The organism is Hymenobacter setariae (genome assembly GCF_007713685.1).
In the GTDB taxonomy this organism is placed as follows: Bacteria; Bacteroidota; Bacteroidia; order Cytophagales; family Hymenobacteraceae; genus Hymenobacter; species Hymenobacter setariae.
Genome location: NZ_VMRJ01000010.1, coordinates 1 through 1,566, shown reverse-complemented (window position 1 = coordinate 1,566; position 1,566 = coordinate 1). Strand labels below are relative to the sequence as shown.

The 1,566-nt window shown below is 55.0% G+C and carries 1 rRNA gene; it reads right to left on the bottom strand.

Going from position 1 to position 1,566, the window contains the following annotated elements:
* Nucleotides 1-9: 9 nt before the first annotated feature.
* Nucleotides 10-1,525 (bottom strand): 16S ribosomal RNA (locus FNT36_RS25195).
* Nucleotides 1,526-1,566 lie beyond the last annotated feature (41 nt).

Sequence of the window (1,566 nt, the reverse complement as noted above, 5' to 3'; positions counted from 1 at the left end):
TTGCTCCAGAAAGGAGGTGATCCAGCCGCACCTTCCGGTACGGCTACCTTGTTACGACTTAGCCCTAATTACCTGTTCTACCCTAACTGGCTTCTGTGACGAGCACCAGCTTCAGGTCTACCAGACTTTCATGGCTTGACGGGCGGTGTGTACAAGGCCCGGGAACGTATTCACCGCGCCATGGCTGATGCGCGATTACTAGTGATTCCAGCTTCACGGAGTCGAGTTGCAGACTCCGATCCGAACTGAGAACGGCTTTTCGAGATTGGCATCACATCGCTGTGTAGCTACCCGCTGTACCGTCCATTGTAGCACGTGTGTCGCCCTAGGCGTAAGGGCCATGATGACCTGACGTCGTCCCCGCCTTCCTCACTGCTTGCGCAGGCAGTCTGGCTAGAGTCCCCACCATTACGTGCTGGCAACTAACCATAGGGGTTGCGCTCGTTGCGGGACTTAACCCAACACCTCACGGCACGAGCTGACGACGGCCATGCAGCACCTTGCTTTGTGTCCCGAAGGAAAGGCTCATCTCTGAGCCGGTCACGCGCATTCTAGCCTAGGTAAGGTTCCTCGCGTATCATCGAATTAAACCACATGCTCCACCACTTGTGCGGGCCCCCGTCAATTCCTTTGAGTTTCACCGTTGCCGGCGTACTCCCCAGGTGGGATACTTATCGGTTTCCCTAAGCCACGAACAATCTTTAGCTCGCAGCGAGTATCCATCGTTTACGGCGTGGACTACCAGGGTATCTAATCCTGTTCGCTCCCCACGCTGTCGTGCCTCAGCGTCAGTAACAGCCTAGTCAGCTGCCTTCGCAATCGGGGTTCTGGACCGTATCTATGCATTTCACCGCTACTCGGTCCATTCCGCCAACCTCGTCTGTACTCAAGCCCGTCAGTATCCAGGGCAGTTCCGTTGTTGAGCAACGGGCTTTCACCCCGGACTTAACGGGCCGCCTACGCACCCTTTAAACCCAATAAATCCGGACAACGCTCGCACCCTCCGTATTACCGCGGCTGCTGGCACGGAGTTAGCCGGTGCTTATTCTGCAGGTACCGTCATCACACTACACGTAGTGCTTATTCTTCCCTGTCAAAAGCAGTTTACGACTCAGAAAGCCTTCTTCCTGCACGCGGCATGGCTGGGTCAGGCTCTCGCCCATTGCCCAATATTCCCTACTGCTGCCTCCCGTAGGAGTCGGGCCCGTATCTCAGTGCCCGTGTGGGGGACCAGCCTCTCAGCTCCCCTAGTCATCGTCGCCTTGGTCAGCCGTTACCCAACCAACTAGCTAATGACCCGCAACCCCATCTATAACCAATAAATCTTTACTAATTAGCTGATGCCAGCCAAAGAGCTTATGCGGTATTAATCCGCCTTTCGGCGGGCTATCCCCCAGTTATAGGTAGGTTAGTTACGTGTTACGCACCCGTGCGCCACTATGAGTATTGCTACCCACCGTTCGACTTGCATGTATTAGGCCTGCCGCTAGCGTTCATCCTGAGCCAGGATCAAACTCTCCATTGTAAAATATTCCTACACCCATGCGAACATGGGCTGATGTCGAG